The organism is Acinetobacter sp. SH024, assembly GCF_000163635.1.
Lineage (GTDB): Bacteria > Pseudomonadota > Gammaproteobacteria > Pseudomonadales > Moraxellaceae > Acinetobacter > Acinetobacter pittii.
This window is the reverse complement of sequence record NZ_GG753600.1, coordinates 1,081,401-1,094,516: the sequence shown is the minus strand read 5'-3', so window position 1 is coordinate 1,094,516 and position 13,116 is coordinate 1,081,401. Positions and strand designations below refer to the sequence as shown.

Sequence of the window (13,116 nt, the reverse complement as noted above, 5' to 3'; positions counted from 1 at the left end):
CCGCATTAAATATACTTAACTTCGGTAAATGAATAAGATGCAATGCTTTATTAGAAATTTACTTATTAGAATACTTTTGGGGATAATGCCAGTGACCGCCTATGCAGATCAGAAGTGTTATGGGGATATCATCGTATTTCAAAGGTTTGATGATCAAGCGATATATCCTTATTTTGCACCCGTTTCCAGTGATAAAACTAAAAAGAGTGAGGTAAGGAATAAAACAATAATCATCCAAAAAAGAAAACAAAAGCAAGATGAGTTTTTAACGCAAAAGAAAAATGAGGAAGTTCACACAAAAAAAGTAGAAGAAAAGAAAAATTCTGAAAATAAAAAACAACTTGATGCTGCGATCGCTAAAGAAATTTTAGAAAATGGTGAAAAAAAGTGGATGGTTCAGGTTGCATTAGCAGCTAATCAAAATAAAGCAAATCGGGTTCAATCTCAGCTTGAAGCAAAAGGCTATAAGGTTGTCACTAGTTCAACCACTAAAGGAATACGCGTCATGATAGACCCAGCCAATGACTATGCTATCGCACAAATTATTAGAGAAAAAATTATTGCCGATAATAGTTTGAATATGCCGTCTGCTTGGGTGTTTAAGTGGGCATCGCTTACAGCTCAGTAAAACAAAAAGGAGTCCGAAGACTCCTTTTTTTATTCATGTAAATTCGTGGTGATTTTCTGCATAATTTGCAGTAATACGTCAAATTCACTTTGTAGCGGCGTACTTTTACGAGTGACTAATGCTAAAATGCGGCTTGGAGCATCTTCAATTGGTTTTGCAGTAATTTGATCATTAAACTTGATCATACTATTTTCAATTGCAATTTCTGGTAAAAGCGTAAAACCTAAATCAGAAGAAACCATTTCAACTAAAGTTGGTAAAGAGCTTGCTTTTAAACGGTTGTCATTTTTACGTTCACCGATAGGGCATGCACTTAAAACGTGGTCACGTAAACAGTGGCCTTCTTCAAGCAAAATTAATCTCGATAAATCAAGATCATCTAGTGAGTTTGCTTGCAAAGCATTTGTATCTTGCTTACTACATACAAGGTACAAATTTTCTTTCGAGATTTCAGCGACTTTTAGGCCTCTGGTATCAAACGGTAGAGCAAGAACAATCATGTCTAGATTACCGTGTTCTAGACGCTCTACAATTTTTTCACTTTGAGCTTCATGCAGATGCAACTGAATTTTAGGTAACTGCTGATGCACTTCATCAAGTAACCGTGTCAGGATAAAAGGTGCAATGGTTGGGATAACTCCCAAATGCAAATCGCCTGTTAACGGTTCACTCATTTCACGGCTCAAACGCATTAAATCTTGAGCATCTGCTAGTAGTACACGGGCACGAGCAACAACTTGTTCACCCAATGGTGTTAAACGCACATTCTGACGGTCACGCTCTACCAGAACGCCACCTAACAATCGTTCAAGCTCCATGATGCCGCCTGATAACGTCGATTGCGTGACAAAAGAGCGGCGTGCTGCTTCAGTAAAATGCAAAGTTTCCGACAACGTAACTAAATATGATAGCTGTCTTAGTGAGGGTAATGCAGCCATAGTGTCCTAGTATGATGATTTAAAATGATGCGCAAATAAACCGCTAAGCTGAGGAATAAAATGTGCAGGGATATCATGCCCCATTCCATCAATTAATTCAAACTTAGCACCGGAAATTGCTTTTGCTACAGCCTTACCATGACTAGGTGGAAGTAAGCGATCACGAGAGCCATGTAAGACTAACGCGGGTTGCTTAATTTCACGGTCCAGTTGAAGTAAGGAGCCTGTACATAATATTGCTAAAAACTGTTGAAGTACACCAGCAGGATAATAGCTACGTTGATAAAGTTTGCGTGCAGTTTGCATTGCTTCAATCTGGTTGACGTAACCAGGTGAACCAATCAATTGAAATAATTTTAAACTGTGATTAACAATACCATCTTCGTCACGTGACTCAGGTTTGCCAATTAAACTCAAAAGCTGTTTCGGAAAAGGAGGGGGTAAAAAAGGCTGATTATTACTTGTAAACATGAGTCCCAATTTCTCAACCTTTTCAGGATATTTTGCTGCAAGAATTTGAGCGATCATCCCGCCCATTGATGCACCAATGACATGTGTTTTAGTCACGCCTAAGCGGTCAATAAGCATTGATACATCATCTGCCATATCATGCAGAGTATAAGGGGCACCTTGATTACTTAGTCCGAGCGCAAAGCGACCCATCAATTTAACCGTATTTAACCGTTTACCTTCATGACGTACTTTTGAAGAAAGGCCAATATCGCGGTTATCAAAACGAATAACACGAAAACCTTGATCAATGAGTGATTTACAGAAGAAATCCGGCCAGAAAAGCATTTGAGCGCCAAGACCCATAATCAGCAAAATGGTTGGATGTTCCGGTTTTCCACCTACTTCTACATGTAGCTCAATACCATTGCCTAAGTTGACCTTGGTTTCTTGCATGAAAGATGTGTACGGCGAAATGTTAAACTGTAAGGCACTATTCATGTTATTCATTCCTTAAAGGAATACTCACAAAAGAGTATTCCTGATTCAAACCTTATGCTTGGGCTGGAATAAGATCTGGAACAAGCTTTGTTAAAGTTAAGCGTTGTTTACCTGCTGTTGCACCTAACAATACGAAACCACGCAATGTTCCTTCATTGTCAATTGCTTTAGCAAGCATACCATCGTCGAACTCTTCTGTTTCCCAGTTCACTTCTACATTCATTGGAGCTGGTAACACTGTAAGTGGAGCTGCAGGAGTTTTTACTGCAACTGGCATAGCAGGGTAGTGCACGGCAGTTTGTTGTCCGCTGAGGGTTTTTGCAAGAGCACGAGCTTGCTGCATAATCGGCATTACATACGGAAGTAGCGTGCCATTTACTTCAGCGCAATCGCCAATCGCATAAATATCGGCTTGATTTGTTTCAAGTAAACTATTGGTAATAATGCCACGGCTTGTTTGAATATCTGCACTTTTAGCAAGTGAAATATTTGGCTGTAAACCAATCGCTGAAAGAACGATGTCGGCTACCAAAGTTTGGCCGTTTGCGAGTGTAATCGCATAATCTTCGCCATTATTAATTTTACTGACTTTTTCAACGGTTGTGCCTAATGCAAATTTAACACCAGCCTCTTCGAGATTTTGCTGGAATGCAGAAGCAATATGACCTGGCAATAAGCGACCTAATGGTTGAGGTGCCAAATCAATGACAGTAATGTCATATTCACTATGAAGTAAGTCATTGGCGAATTCACAACCAATTAAACCAGCACCTAAAATAACAACACGTTTGTCTTTACGTTGAGCTAGATTTTCACGGAAAGCACGGTAATCAATTAGCGAGTTCACTACATGAATGTCATCACTACCATCGCCTGCAATTGCAAGACGAATTGGGTTAGCACCAACAGCTAAAATCAGTTTTGAATAGGGTTGATTCGAAGTTACCCCATCTTTCTCAAGAACAAGCTCATGACGTTCAGCTAAAATTTCTTTTACAAAAGTGAAAGGCTCAATACGCATATTGAGTTGGGCACCCATTTTAGCAGCATCACCTAAAGCAATCTGTTCAGGTGCTTTTTTACCTGCAAATGCATTTGATAATGTTGGTTTTGCATAATTCACTGCATCATCCGCACAAATCATCACAAGTTCTTGCTCTGGGCTAAGCTTACGAAACTCACGTGCTAAGGTATAACCCGCCATGCCTGATCCGATAATGACGATAGGATGCATTTTTCTCTCCAGAGTTAGAATTGTTTAATTAATACGGTAATGGGTAATATTCGTAAAAAAGACCATGTCAATCATGGCCTTTTGCTTTAAATCATTAGATTTCGATCATTTCGAAGTCAGCTTTTGAAACGCCGCAATCAGGGCAAGTCCAGTCATCAGGGATATCTTCCCATTTTGTTCCAGCTGCAATGCCGTCTTGTGGCCAACCTTCTGCTTCATCGTAAATCCATCCACAAACGATACATTGATATTTTTTCATGAGACTCTCCGCACTGATAAGTTTGCTCAAAGCTGCCTTTCAGTAAAACTATTCCATCTATTAATAATGTAACCACGATCCGGTCAATAATAACCAATGTGCCTTTGATCGGATATCAAATTTTTACGCAGTTCTACATTTAATGTAAAGCAAATAACGGAGTTTAATCATTCGTAAGCAAAGATGAATGGCAGGTTAGGACAAATAAGTGGTTTTTTAGGCAAAACTTGGGCATAAACTAATAATAACTAATACATTCTTAACGTTAATTTTAAACTTAATGTTGTTTGTGAAATTATTGAGAAATAAAAAGTGCCTTCTCATTTAAAAGATTTATATAATAAGAAAGCTAAATAACAACAAATAAAGATTCAACAGATGTCATCATTAAACGCGAAAATTAAAAGTCGACATCATAAAAACGGCATAAATCAGGGAAGTAAAATATGGAAAATTTAGAATATGAAGTAGAGATTGAGGCGCCTATAGAGAAAGTATGGGAATTACTTTGGAATAGCGAGACATATAATGCTTGGACAAAATTTTTTGCCCCAGATTCCTCAATGTGTACCGATTGGCAAATTGGTGGTAAAACTTATTTCTTAGATGGCGAAGGCAATGGCATGGTTTCCACCATTGAAGAATTGAAAAAGCCGGAAATCTTGATTTTTAAACATTTAGGAATGATTAAGGACGGTAAGGAAGATTTAGAAAGAGAAGAAGTTAAAGGCTGGAGTGGTTCCCAAGAAAAATATTTTTTGAGCCAGCACGATAGTGTAACTACTTTAAAAGTCGAATTAGCCACCTTACCTGAATACATGGGTATGTTGAAAAGTGGCTTCGTTCAAGGATTTGACGTAATCAAGAAATTGGCAGAAGAAAAATAGGCAATCTGCATTAATTTAAGCCAAATATTTTTTATAAATTTTCATAATCAAATCATTGAGGCGAGAAGGATAGGCCAAACGATGATGTCCGCCTTCAAAGGTTTCAATATTCATGTAGGGCGCAAGTTTTTCTTGAACCTGATACATATCAAGTTGCTCATCTCCTAATTCTAAATAAGCCATTTTAGGATTAGAGTGAGTAAGTTCTTCTTCGGAAAGCTGAGGGTAGTCTGCCCGAAAATTAGGGGTAAGACTTGGATTTGCCACAATCACAGCTAATTTATGTTGAGCGGCAGTTTTTAAGGCCCAATATCCTCCAAGGCTGTGACCAACCAGTAAATCAGGTTTGATCGTCTGAATAGCCTGATGATAAAAGTACTCAACAGATGCATAACTTAAGTTACGATAATCAACGTCAATACAAAATTTTTCAGGATGTGAAATGGCGTGGAACTTTGTCGATTCACGAGAAGAATCCAAGCCATGTAAAAATAAAATTTTCATTATTTACGACACAATCTCATTGATAAAATACAAGGCAAATAGGGCCTTTGAATATCGAGGTTATTTGGATTTTTTTATATTTTACTAAAAGCTTTAAAAAATGATCTTAGCGATTGGTCTAAGTCATTTTTCCTTTAAAAAGTACTGCTCTTTTCTATAAATTGTCTTTTTTCATTTTTGTTTGATTGAAATCATTCGAAAAACTCCTGCAATCTGTTAAGCTATGCCACTTCATTTTTACTTAATCGAGGCAGAGATGACGCAACAAAACGCTCAATCGACTTCTGAACCAACTATTTCCGAAAACGATTTAATTGCACAGCGTCATGCCAAATTAAAGCAAATCCAAGATGTTGCGAAGGAAACTGGAAAGAGTCCTTGGCCAAATACTTTTAAGCGTGAACATTACGCAGCTGATCTACAAGAACAATTTAAAGATCAGTCGAAAGAACAAATTGAAAGCGCTGAGCATGTCTATGTAAAAGTGGCTGGCCGTGTCATGTTAAACCGTGGTTCTTTCATGGTGATTCAAGACATGACAGGTCGTATTCAGTTATATGTTGACCGTAAAGGCTTACCAAAAGATATTCTTGAAACTATTAAAGGTTTAGATCTTGGTGACATTATTGCTGCCGAAGGTTATATCGGACGTTCAGGCAAAGGTGACTTATATGTTCATCTTGAAGGTTTTGAACTTCTTACAAAATCTCTTCGTCCGTTACCAGATAAATTTCATGGCTTAAATGACACAGAAGTTAAGTACCGTAAACGCTACCTTGACTTAATTGTGAATGAAGAAACACGTAAGACTTTTGAAATCCGTGCCAAAGTTGTTGCAGGTATTCGAGCATTCTTAAACAATGAGCGTTTCATGGAAGTTGAAACGCCAATGATGCATGTGATTCCAGGTGGTGCTTCTGCACGTCCATTCGAAACACATCACAATGCTTTGGATATGCCTTTATTCTTACGTATTGCGCCTGAACTTTATTTGAAGCGTTTAGTTGTGGGTGGTTTTGAGCGTGTGTTTGAAATCAACCGTAACTTCCGTAATGAAGGGGTGTCAACACGTCACAACCCTGAATTCACGATGATCGAGTTTTATCAGGCATATGCTGATTATAAAGACCTAATGGCATTGACTGAAAATATGCTTGAAAAGTTGGCTTTGGATATTCTAGGTACAACTGATGTTCCTTACCAAGGTGAAGTATTTAGCTTCAAAGGACCATTCAAGAAAATCTCTATGTTCGATGCGATCTTAGAGAATAATCCGCAGTTCACACCTGAAAATGTAGGTGATCGCGAGTTTCTTGCAAAATTTATTCGTGAAGAGTTGAAAGAAGAGGTTAAGCCAGGTTTTGGTTTAGGTAAGCTTCAAACAATCGTATTTGAAGAAACTGTTGAAACTAAACTTCGTCAGCCAACATTTATTACTGATTACCCAGCGGAAACTTCTCCATTGGCGCGTCGTAATGATGACAATCCACACGTTACAGATCGTTTTGAATTCTTCATCGGTGGTCGTGAGTTAGCAAATGGCTTCAGCGAGTTAAATGACCCAATCGATCAAGCTGAGCGTTTCCAAGCGCAAGTTGCTGAAAAAGACGCTGGTGATGATGAAGCAATGCATTACGATGCAGAGTTTGTTGAAGCACTTGAATATGGTTTACCTCCAACAGCAGGTGAAGGTATTGGTATTGACCGTTTGGTTATGTTATTTGCTGACGCACCAAGTATTCGTGATGTAATTTTATTCCCGCATATGCGCCGTAAAGAAGGTTAATCTTCTAAGATGCAAAAAGGCAGTATTTATACTGCCTTTTTTATTACTTTTTATATCTAGAAACTTACCTAATTATACTAATCTTAAGATAGCGTTAAAAAATGTAATTGCACAGTTTAACAATTGCAAAGTTGTGATAAAAAATTTAAGGTGTTGCTCATAAATAACTTTGAGAATTGGCTGGCATGTTTCTAAGAAAAACACTTTCAATTGCAATATTGGCAACTGCTTCATCCGCTATTTTTGCACAAGGTTTAGTGCTAAATAATGAAGACTTACGTACCGACTTAAACTGGTTAAATCAACAAGGTGTTATCAGTATTAGCACTTCAACTTGGCCGTTAAGTGGTGATGAAATTCAAAGAGCACTTTCTCAAGCAAAAGTGACGCATCCAGCTCAACAAAAAGTTATTAATTCAGTACTTAATGCGTTAAAAGCAGATAACAATACAGTTAAAGTGGGTGCTTTTGCTGAATCTGATATTAAAAATATTCCACAAGCATTTGGCGATAACCAAAAATCACAGTACCAAGGTTCATTAGAGTTTAATGCTGGCGGTGAAAACTGGGATGCTAAAATCCGAGTAAATGCAGAAAAAGATCCTCAAATTGATAATGGACAAGACGTTAATGTTGAAGGTTCATATGTCGCTGGTAAACTTTGGAATCAATGGGTAGTTGCAGGTCAAATTCCAACATGGTGGGGACCTGGACACGATGGTAGCTTAATTCGTGGTGATGCTAGTCGACCAGTTTATGGGGTAACTGCACAACGTGCTGTGCAAAATGCTTTTGAGACAAAATGGTTGTCTTGGATTGGACCTTGGCAATACCAAGCTTTTGCTGGTCAATTAGATGATTATAAAATACATAATGCAAAATTAATTGGGATGCGTTTAACTGCACAACCATATCCTGCTTTAGAACTTGGTGCTTCTAGAGCGATTCAAATTGGTGGAGATGGTCAGCCAAATAGTTTTAAAGCCTATTGGAATGCGATTATCGGTAAAGATAATGGTTGTACTGAAAGTAGTTGTGTGGGCGAAGATAATGCATCTAATCAGTTAGCAGGTTTTGATGCTCGTTTACAATTACAACCGTTGTTTAATATCCCAGTCAGTGTTTACGGGCAATATGTAGGGGAAGATGAGGCGGGTGGTTTACCATCTAAAAAAATGTATTTGGCTGGAGCAGATTATTCTTCAATAGTTAATAATATGCCTTATCAACTCTATGCTGAATGGGCAGATACACGTACAAATGGTGATGCAAGAGGGATTTCATATAATCACCACCAATATACAGATGGCTATTATCAACATGGTTTCTCGTTAGGTCATGCGATGGGTGGTGACGGGCAAATGTATTCAGTGGGTGGTGATATCCGCTTTGATGTCATGAACCGTTTAAGTGGTCGTGCAATGGTGGTTAAAGTTAACCAATCTAACTTGGCAATCAATAAAGCATTCCCTAAAGATGATGAAATTAAAGCGCTTGATTTAACATGGACGCATTTCATCAAACCTGATCTTCCATTAAAAATTAATGGATGGGTAAGTGATTCGGATCTTGAGGGTAATGATGTAGGCGCATCTATTGGTATTGAAATTCCATTAGAACGTAAAATGTTTGGTTTCTAAGATTAGATTATGTTTTAAAAAAAGAGAAGCGATTAATGCTTCTCTTTTTTTATGGTTTTTAAAGAAATCTAAAGACTAGAACATGATTTGCTTAAGTTGACTATACAAGCTAGGATTACAAAGTTATGCATGTGAATCAGCATATTACATGTATATGATTAAATCGAATATCAATATGAAAAAACAAGCAAAAGGAATCGGTTTTAAATCACTATAATGCATAACTAATGCTATAAGCCATATAAAGGCTTGTGGTTTGATTATCTATCACGAAAAATTGGAGTTGTTATGGCACTCGTTCCTCCACATGGTCTTCTAGGTGGTGGTTTAATACTACTTCTAGATTTTATGGGCAAAATGGATAGAGAAGGGCGTGTTCATGACTGAATCAAGACTTACACATCTCAAGCAACTTGAAGCTGAGAGTATTCATATTATCCGTGAAGTAGCCGCAGAATTTGAAAATCCAGTCATGCTTTACTCAATTGGTAAAGACTCGGCTGTGATGCTTCATCTTGCATTGAAGGCATTTTATCCTGCAAAACTTCCTTTCCCTTTATTACATGTAGATACGGGCTGGAAGTTTAAAGACATGATCGCGTTTCGCGATAACATGGCAAAAACACATGGTTTTGATTTAATTGTTCATCAGAATAAAGAAGGCCGTGAAGCAGGAATCAACCCATTTGATCATGGCAGTTCGAAATATACGGATATTATGAAAACCCAGGCTTTAAAACAGGCTTTGGATAAATATCAGTTCGATGCTGCTTTTGGTGGTGCGCGCCGTGACGAAGAAAAATCACGTGCGAAAGAGCGCGTATATTCATTCCGTGATAGTAAACATCGTTGGGATCCTAAAAACCAACGTCCTGAACTTTGGAACCTTTACAATGGTAAAGTGAACAAAGGCGAAAGTATTCGTGTATTCCCTTTATCTAACTGGACTGAGTTGGATATCTGGCAATATATCTATTTAGAAAATATTCAAATCGTTCCTCTTTATTTCTCTGCTGTTCGTCCAGTAGTAGAGCGTAGCGGTACGTTAATCATGGTTGATGATGAGCGTATGCGTCTAAAAGAGGGTGAAGTTCCACAGATGAAGTCTGTACGTTTCCGTACGCTTGGCTGTTACCCGTTAACTGGTGCAGTTGAGTCTGAAGCAGATACGTTACCTGAAATTATCCAAGAGATGCTTTTAGCCACGAGTTCTGAGCGTCAAGGTCGTATGATTGACCATGATGAAGCGGGCTCAATGGAAAAGAAAAAGCAAGAAGGCTATTTCTAAGACAATTTCTAAATTTGTGGAGTTTGAGCAATGTCTCATCAATCAGAATTAATCAGTCAAGATATCTTGGCCTATTTAAAGCAACATGAACAAAAAGACCTTCTACGCTTTTTGACTTGCGGTAACGTAGACGATGGTAAAAGTACGCTTATTGGACGTTTACTCTACGATTCAAAATTGATTTATGAAGATCAATTGCAAGCAGTAACGCGTGACAGTAAAAAAGTAGGAACTACGGGTGATGCACCAGACTTGGCGTTACTAGTAGATGGCCTTCAAGCAGAACGTGAACAAGGTATTACCATTGACGTAGCTTACCGTTATTTCTCAACAGAAAAGCGTAAGTTTATTATTGCTGATACCCCAGGGCATGAGCAATATACACGTAACATGGCAACAGGTGCGTCAACTGCGGACTTGGCAATCATCTTGATTGATGCGCGTTATGGTGTACAAACTCAAACTCGTCGCCATACGTTTATTGCGAGTTTGCTTGGTATTAAAAATATCGTTGTTGCAATCAATAAGATGGACTTGGTTGAATATTCACCTGAACGTTTCACTGAAATTCAGATTGAATATGATGCTTTCGTAAGCCAATTAGGTGATCGTCGTCCAGCCAATATTCAGTTTGTACCAATCTCTGCCTTAAATGGCGATAATGTTGTGAATCCGTCAGCTCATACGCCGTGGTACAAGGGTCAAACCTTGATGAGCATTCTTGAGTCGGTGGAAATCAGTCGTGAATCGAATAAACACGAATTCCGTTTCCCTGTTCAGTATGTAAACCGTCCAAATCTTGATTTCCGTGGTTTTGCGGGTACCGTTGCTTTAGGTGAAATCAATGTTGGTGATGAGATTGTTGCACTGCCATCAGGTAAGCGTTCAACAGTTAAAGAAATCGTTACTTTTGATGGAAACCTTGAGCAGGCTGTAGCGGGTCAAGCGGTTACATTGACCCTCAATGATGAAATTGATATTAGCCGTGGTAACGTTTTGGTACGTGCTGGCGAGCAACCATTAATTTCACGTAGTGTTCGTGCTTCAGTGGTGTGGATGAATGAGCATCCGCTCGTGAAAGGTAAGTTATACAACGTTAAGATTGGTACCCAGACTGTTCCTGCTAAAGTCACTAATATTCACTATCGAGTGAATGTGAATACACTTGAACATACTCATGTGGAAGAGCTTGAGTTAAATGCAATTGCAGATGTTGTAGTTGAGTTCGATGCGCCAGTTGTGTTTGATCAATATCAAGATTCTCGTTATACAGGTTCATTCATCTTCATTGACCGCTTAAGCAACGTAACGGTTGGTGCTGGTATGGTTGAGGCTGCTGTTGAATGGACTGCACATAGTAATCCTGTAACAGCTGAAGATCGTGCTGCACGTTTGGGCCAAAAGCCAGCGGTGATTGGGATTTCTGCACAGTTAATCGAGAAATCTCAAGTTTTAGAAAGCTTATTGATCCAACAAGGTGTAGTTGCGATTGCAAAAGCCAACTTAACTGCTGAGCAAATTACTTTATTGCGTGAGACAGGTGTTGTAGTTATTACTACGGCTGTGGATGGCACAGATACAGAAGTTACTGCTGAAACCGTTGAAGAAGCAGTTGAAAAAGTTGTTGAATTAGTCCGTCTTTAATAGGCTGAATTAATTTTGAAAAAACCCGCCTAAGCGGGTTTTTTTTATTGGGTTTAGAAAATACTTTGAGCTTTTAAAGTTAAATATTCTCTTAAATCTTTAGGATAGCTCTGAATCATCTTTAAAAATATATCTCGATCACCTTGATATAAGGCACGTGTTGCTTCTTCGTAATTTGGCATATTGCCCAACATGGCAGACATAAAACGGTCGATGGCTTGTTTAGCGAGCATAATATTACCTTCAGAATTTGGGTTATTTAACTCTTTATCAATTAACTTACGAATTACTGCTGATGCACTCGCACTTTGTTGATCTAACCAATTCCAATGTTTTTTCTGTAAAGTGATTTCACGAGAAATTACTCCGAGTTTAGGTCGTCCAACTTTTTTAATTTCTTCCGGTTCACCATAACGTTGATGAAATTCTTGTTCCGAACCAGAAAGATCAAGATCAATTTGTTGACCTGTTTGATCATTAAAAATCAGAATATTTTCCGTTGTTTTCGGAAGATCTTTGAGTTTTTTTGCAAGTTCAATAAGGGAGTCACTCGCAATAAGCGTGCTTCCAGTGAAGGCAGTATAGGTGATTTTAGTATTCATTTTAGCCATATATTTTTATCTGGGTAAAATAATATTATCAGGGTAAAATTAATTTGGCAAATAATTAAAATTATAACCAAAGAATTATTTGATTTTATGAGTGTAGTCTATGAAGTTAGGACTATAAAAATAGTCAAGATAATGAGCTATTTAAAATTTTACTCTGTTTTAGTATCGCTTTTATGAGAGAATACGCCTTTAGTTGTATGTATAGAGACTCCTATGTTTGAGCAATCTCCTGAATCTTTAAGCGATATCGAAATTTTAGACATTTTACAGTCGATGAAAAAAGATAAGCTAGATACGGAAGCAAATGAGATCATCCGTAACGGGGGAAAAGCAGGACGTCAGGAAGCACATAAACAGGCTTTAGTGGCACTGAATACAAATTTTGAAGAAAAGTTTGTAGAGGCAGTTACTCTTGCACTAGGTTTAAATGCAGCTCAAGCTAAAAAAATTCGCTATAAAAAAGATCGAATTCGTATTTTAAAAGCGCGTGGTATTGATTATTTAGCTATTGATGGTGCAGAAACAGCGCAAGTTTTGGCACAAATTTCACAAGCGATTGTTCGAGAAGATGCAATAGTTACTCATGACTTACATGACATCTTCCCATTTTGGAAAGAAGGTTGGCCAATGGTGCAATTTGATAATGCCTATAAAATTTTAGAAGAAGATATTAGCTTGCACTTTCATGCGTTCTTAGACGCCATGATTGAATATATAAATAAATAAAAATAAAAGCCCCGTTTGGG

General features: G+C 38.0%; 14 protein-coding genes. 8 read left to right on the top strand and 6 right to left on the bottom strand.

The features are described 5' to 3' along the window. Window positions 1-37: 37 nt before the first annotated feature. Window positions 38-628, top strand: coding sequence for an SPOR domain-containing protein (locus HMPREF0013_RS11020; RefSeq protein WP_005802968.1), 591 nt, complete (start codon window positions 38-40; stop codon window positions 626-628). Window positions 629-657: 29 nt separating this feature from the next. Here the strand turns inward: HMPREF0013_RS11020 and oxyR are convergent, their stop codons facing one another. From oxyR to rubA, 4 genes are all read right to left on the bottom strand, one after another. Beyond that, entirely contained in the window at window positions 658-1,566 is a 909-nt protein-coding gene (gene oxyR / locus HMPREF0013_RS11015; protein ID WP_005802965.1) for a LysR family transcriptional regulator OxyR, read from the bottom strand. A gap of 6 nt (window positions 1,567-1,572) precedes the next feature. Further along, window positions 1,573-2,517 carry an esterase EstB gene (gene estB, locus HMPREF0013_RS11010; protein ID WP_002117541.1) on the bottom strand — a complete coding sequence of 315 codons (945 nt, stop codon included), beginning with the start codon at window positions 2,515-2,517 and terminating at the stop codon, window positions 1,573-1,575. Between the two features lie 52 nt (window positions 2,518-2,569). Beyond that, window positions 2,570-3,751: a rubredoxin reductase RubB gene (gene rubB / locus HMPREF0013_RS11005; protein ID WP_005075479.1), complete on the bottom strand. Its 1,182-nt coding sequence runs from the start codon at window positions 3,749-3,751 to the stop codon at window positions 2,570-2,572. A 94-nt stretch (window positions 3,752-3,845) separates the two neighbouring features. Continuing rightward, window positions 3,846-4,010 carry a rubredoxin RubA gene (gene rubA, locus HMPREF0013_RS11000; protein WP_000760495.1) on the bottom strand — a complete coding sequence of 55 codons (165 nt, stop codon included), beginning with the start codon at window positions 4,008-4,010 and terminating at the stop codon, window positions 3,846-3,848. 446 nt (window positions 4,011-4,456) lie between these two features. On the opposite strand from rubA, the gene HMPREF0013_RS10995 reads away from it, so the two are divergent. Then, window positions 4,457-4,897 carry an SRPBCC family protein gene (locus HMPREF0013_RS10995; protein WP_005802956.1) on the top strand — a complete coding sequence of 147 codons (441 nt, stop codon included), beginning with the start codon at window positions 4,457-4,459 and terminating at the stop codon, window positions 4,895-4,897. 15 nt (window positions 4,898-4,912) lie between these two features. Here HMPREF0013_RS10995 and HMPREF0013_RS10990 read toward each other — a convergent pair whose 3' ends face one another. Further along, window positions 4,913-5,401 (bottom strand): YqiA/YcfP family alpha/beta fold hydrolase, encoded by a 489-nt coding sequence (locus HMPREF0013_RS10990; RefSeq protein ID WP_005075483.1) that lies wholly within the window; start codon window positions 5,399-5,401, stop codon window positions 4,913-4,915. Window positions 5,402-5,657: 256 nt separating this feature from the next. Between HMPREF0013_RS10990 and lysS the strand changes: the two genes are divergently transcribed. The 5 genes from lysS (at window position 5,658) to cysN (ending at window position 11,759) form a co-directional block, all read left to right on the top strand. Then, on the top strand, window positions 5,658-7,187 hold the full coding sequence (gene lysS, locus HMPREF0013_RS10985; protein ID WP_002117806.1) for a lysine--tRNA ligase: 1,530 nt from the start codon (window positions 5,658-5,660) through the stop codon (window positions 7,185-7,187). Window positions 7,188-7,372: 185 nt separating this feature from the next. Further along, window positions 7,373-8,827 (top strand): capsule assembly Wzi family protein, encoded by a 1,455-nt coding sequence (locus tag HMPREF0013_RS10980; RefSeq protein WP_005802952.1) that lies wholly within the window; start codon window positions 7,373-7,375, stop codon window positions 8,825-8,827. A 288-nt stretch (window positions 8,828-9,115) separates the two neighbouring features. Further along, window positions 9,116-9,214 carry a hypothetical protein gene (locus HMPREF0013_RS24945; protein WP_004793966.1) on the top strand — a complete coding sequence of 33 codons (99 nt, stop codon included), beginning with the start codon at window positions 9,116-9,118 and terminating at the stop codon, window positions 9,212-9,214. Next, a complete protein-coding gene (gene cysD, locus HMPREF0013_RS10975; RefSeq protein ID WP_000140408.1) occupies window positions 9,207-10,115 on the top strand; it encodes a sulfate adenylyltransferase subunit CysD in 909 nt (302 codons plus the stop codon). The genes HMPREF0013_RS24945 and cysD overlap by 8 nt, the downstream gene beginning before the upstream one ends. A gap of 30 nt (window positions 10,116-10,145) precedes the next feature. Next, complete coding sequence (cysN, locus tag HMPREF0013_RS10970) at window positions 10,146-11,759, top strand: sulfate adenylyltransferase subunit CysN (RefSeq protein ID WP_005802949.1); 1,614 nt, start codon at window positions 10,146-10,148, stop codon at window positions 11,757-11,759. Between the two features lie 53 nt (window positions 11,760-11,812). On the opposite strand, the gene HMPREF0013_RS10965 is transcribed toward cysN, so the two are convergent. Further along, the gene (locus HMPREF0013_RS10965; protein WP_005802947.1) at window positions 11,813-12,370 is read right to left on the bottom strand and encodes a DUF2239 family protein; all 558 of its coding nucleotides are present in this window, start codon (window positions 12,368-12,370) and stop codon (window positions 11,813-11,815) included. 213 nt (window positions 12,371-12,583) lie between these two features. Here HMPREF0013_RS10965 and HMPREF0013_RS10960 point away from each other — a divergent pair, with 213 nt between their 5' ends. Beyond that, complete coding sequence (locus HMPREF0013_RS10960; RefSeq protein ID WP_002117749.1) at window positions 12,584-13,096, top strand: hypothetical protein; 513 nt, start codon at window positions 12,584-12,586, stop codon at window positions 13,094-13,096. The last annotated feature ends 20 nt before the right edge of the window (window positions 13,097-13,116 follow it).

Coding starts and splice junctions, on each gene's coding strand:
- HMPREF0013_RS11020 (WP_005802968.1), top strand. CDS start 38: ATGCAATGCTTTATTAGAAATTTACTTATTAGAATACTTTTGGGGATA.
- oxyR (WP_005802965.1), bottom strand. CDS start 1,566: ATGGCTGCATTACCCTCACTAAGACAGCTATCATATTTAGTTACGTTG.
- estB (WP_002117541.1), bottom strand. CDS start 2,517: ATGAATAGTGCCTTACAGTTTAACATTTCGCCGTACACATCTTTCATG.
- rubB (WP_005075479.1), bottom strand. CDS start 3,751: ATGCATCCTATCGTCATTATCGGATCAGGCATGGCGGGTTATACCTTA.
- rubA (WP_000760495.1), bottom strand. CDS start 4,010: ATGAAAAAATATCAATGTATCGTTTGTGGATGGATTTACGATGAAGCA.
- HMPREF0013_RS10995 (WP_005802956.1), top strand. CDS start 4,457: ATGGAAAATTTAGAATATGAAGTAGAGATTGAGGCGCCTATAGAGAAA.
- HMPREF0013_RS10990 (WP_005075483.1), bottom strand. CDS start 5,401: ATGAAAATTTTATTTTTACATGGCTTGGATTCTTCTCGTGAATCGACA.
- lysS (WP_002117806.1), top strand. CDS start 5,658: ATGACGCAACAAAACGCTCAATCGACTTCTGAACCAACTATTTCCGAA.
- HMPREF0013_RS10980 (WP_005802952.1), top strand. CDS start 7,373: ATGTTTCTAAGAAAAACACTTTCAATTGCAATATTGGCAACTGCTTCA.
- HMPREF0013_RS24945 (WP_004793966.1), top strand. CDS start 9,116: ATGGCACTCGTTCCTCCACATGGTCTTCTAGGTGGTGGTTTAATACTA.
- cysD (WP_000140408.1), top strand. CDS start 9,207: ATGACTGAATCAAGACTTACACATCTCAAGCAACTTGAAGCTGAGAGT.
- cysN (WP_005802949.1), top strand. CDS start 10,146: ATGTCTCATCAATCAGAATTAATCAGTCAAGATATCTTGGCCTATTTA.
- HMPREF0013_RS10965 (WP_005802947.1), bottom strand. CDS start 12,370: ATGGCTAAAATGAATACTAAAATCACCTATACTGCCTTCACTGGAAGC.
- HMPREF0013_RS10960 (WP_002117749.1), top strand. CDS start 12,584: ATGTTTGAGCAATCTCCTGAATCTTTAAGCGATATCGAAATTTTAGAC.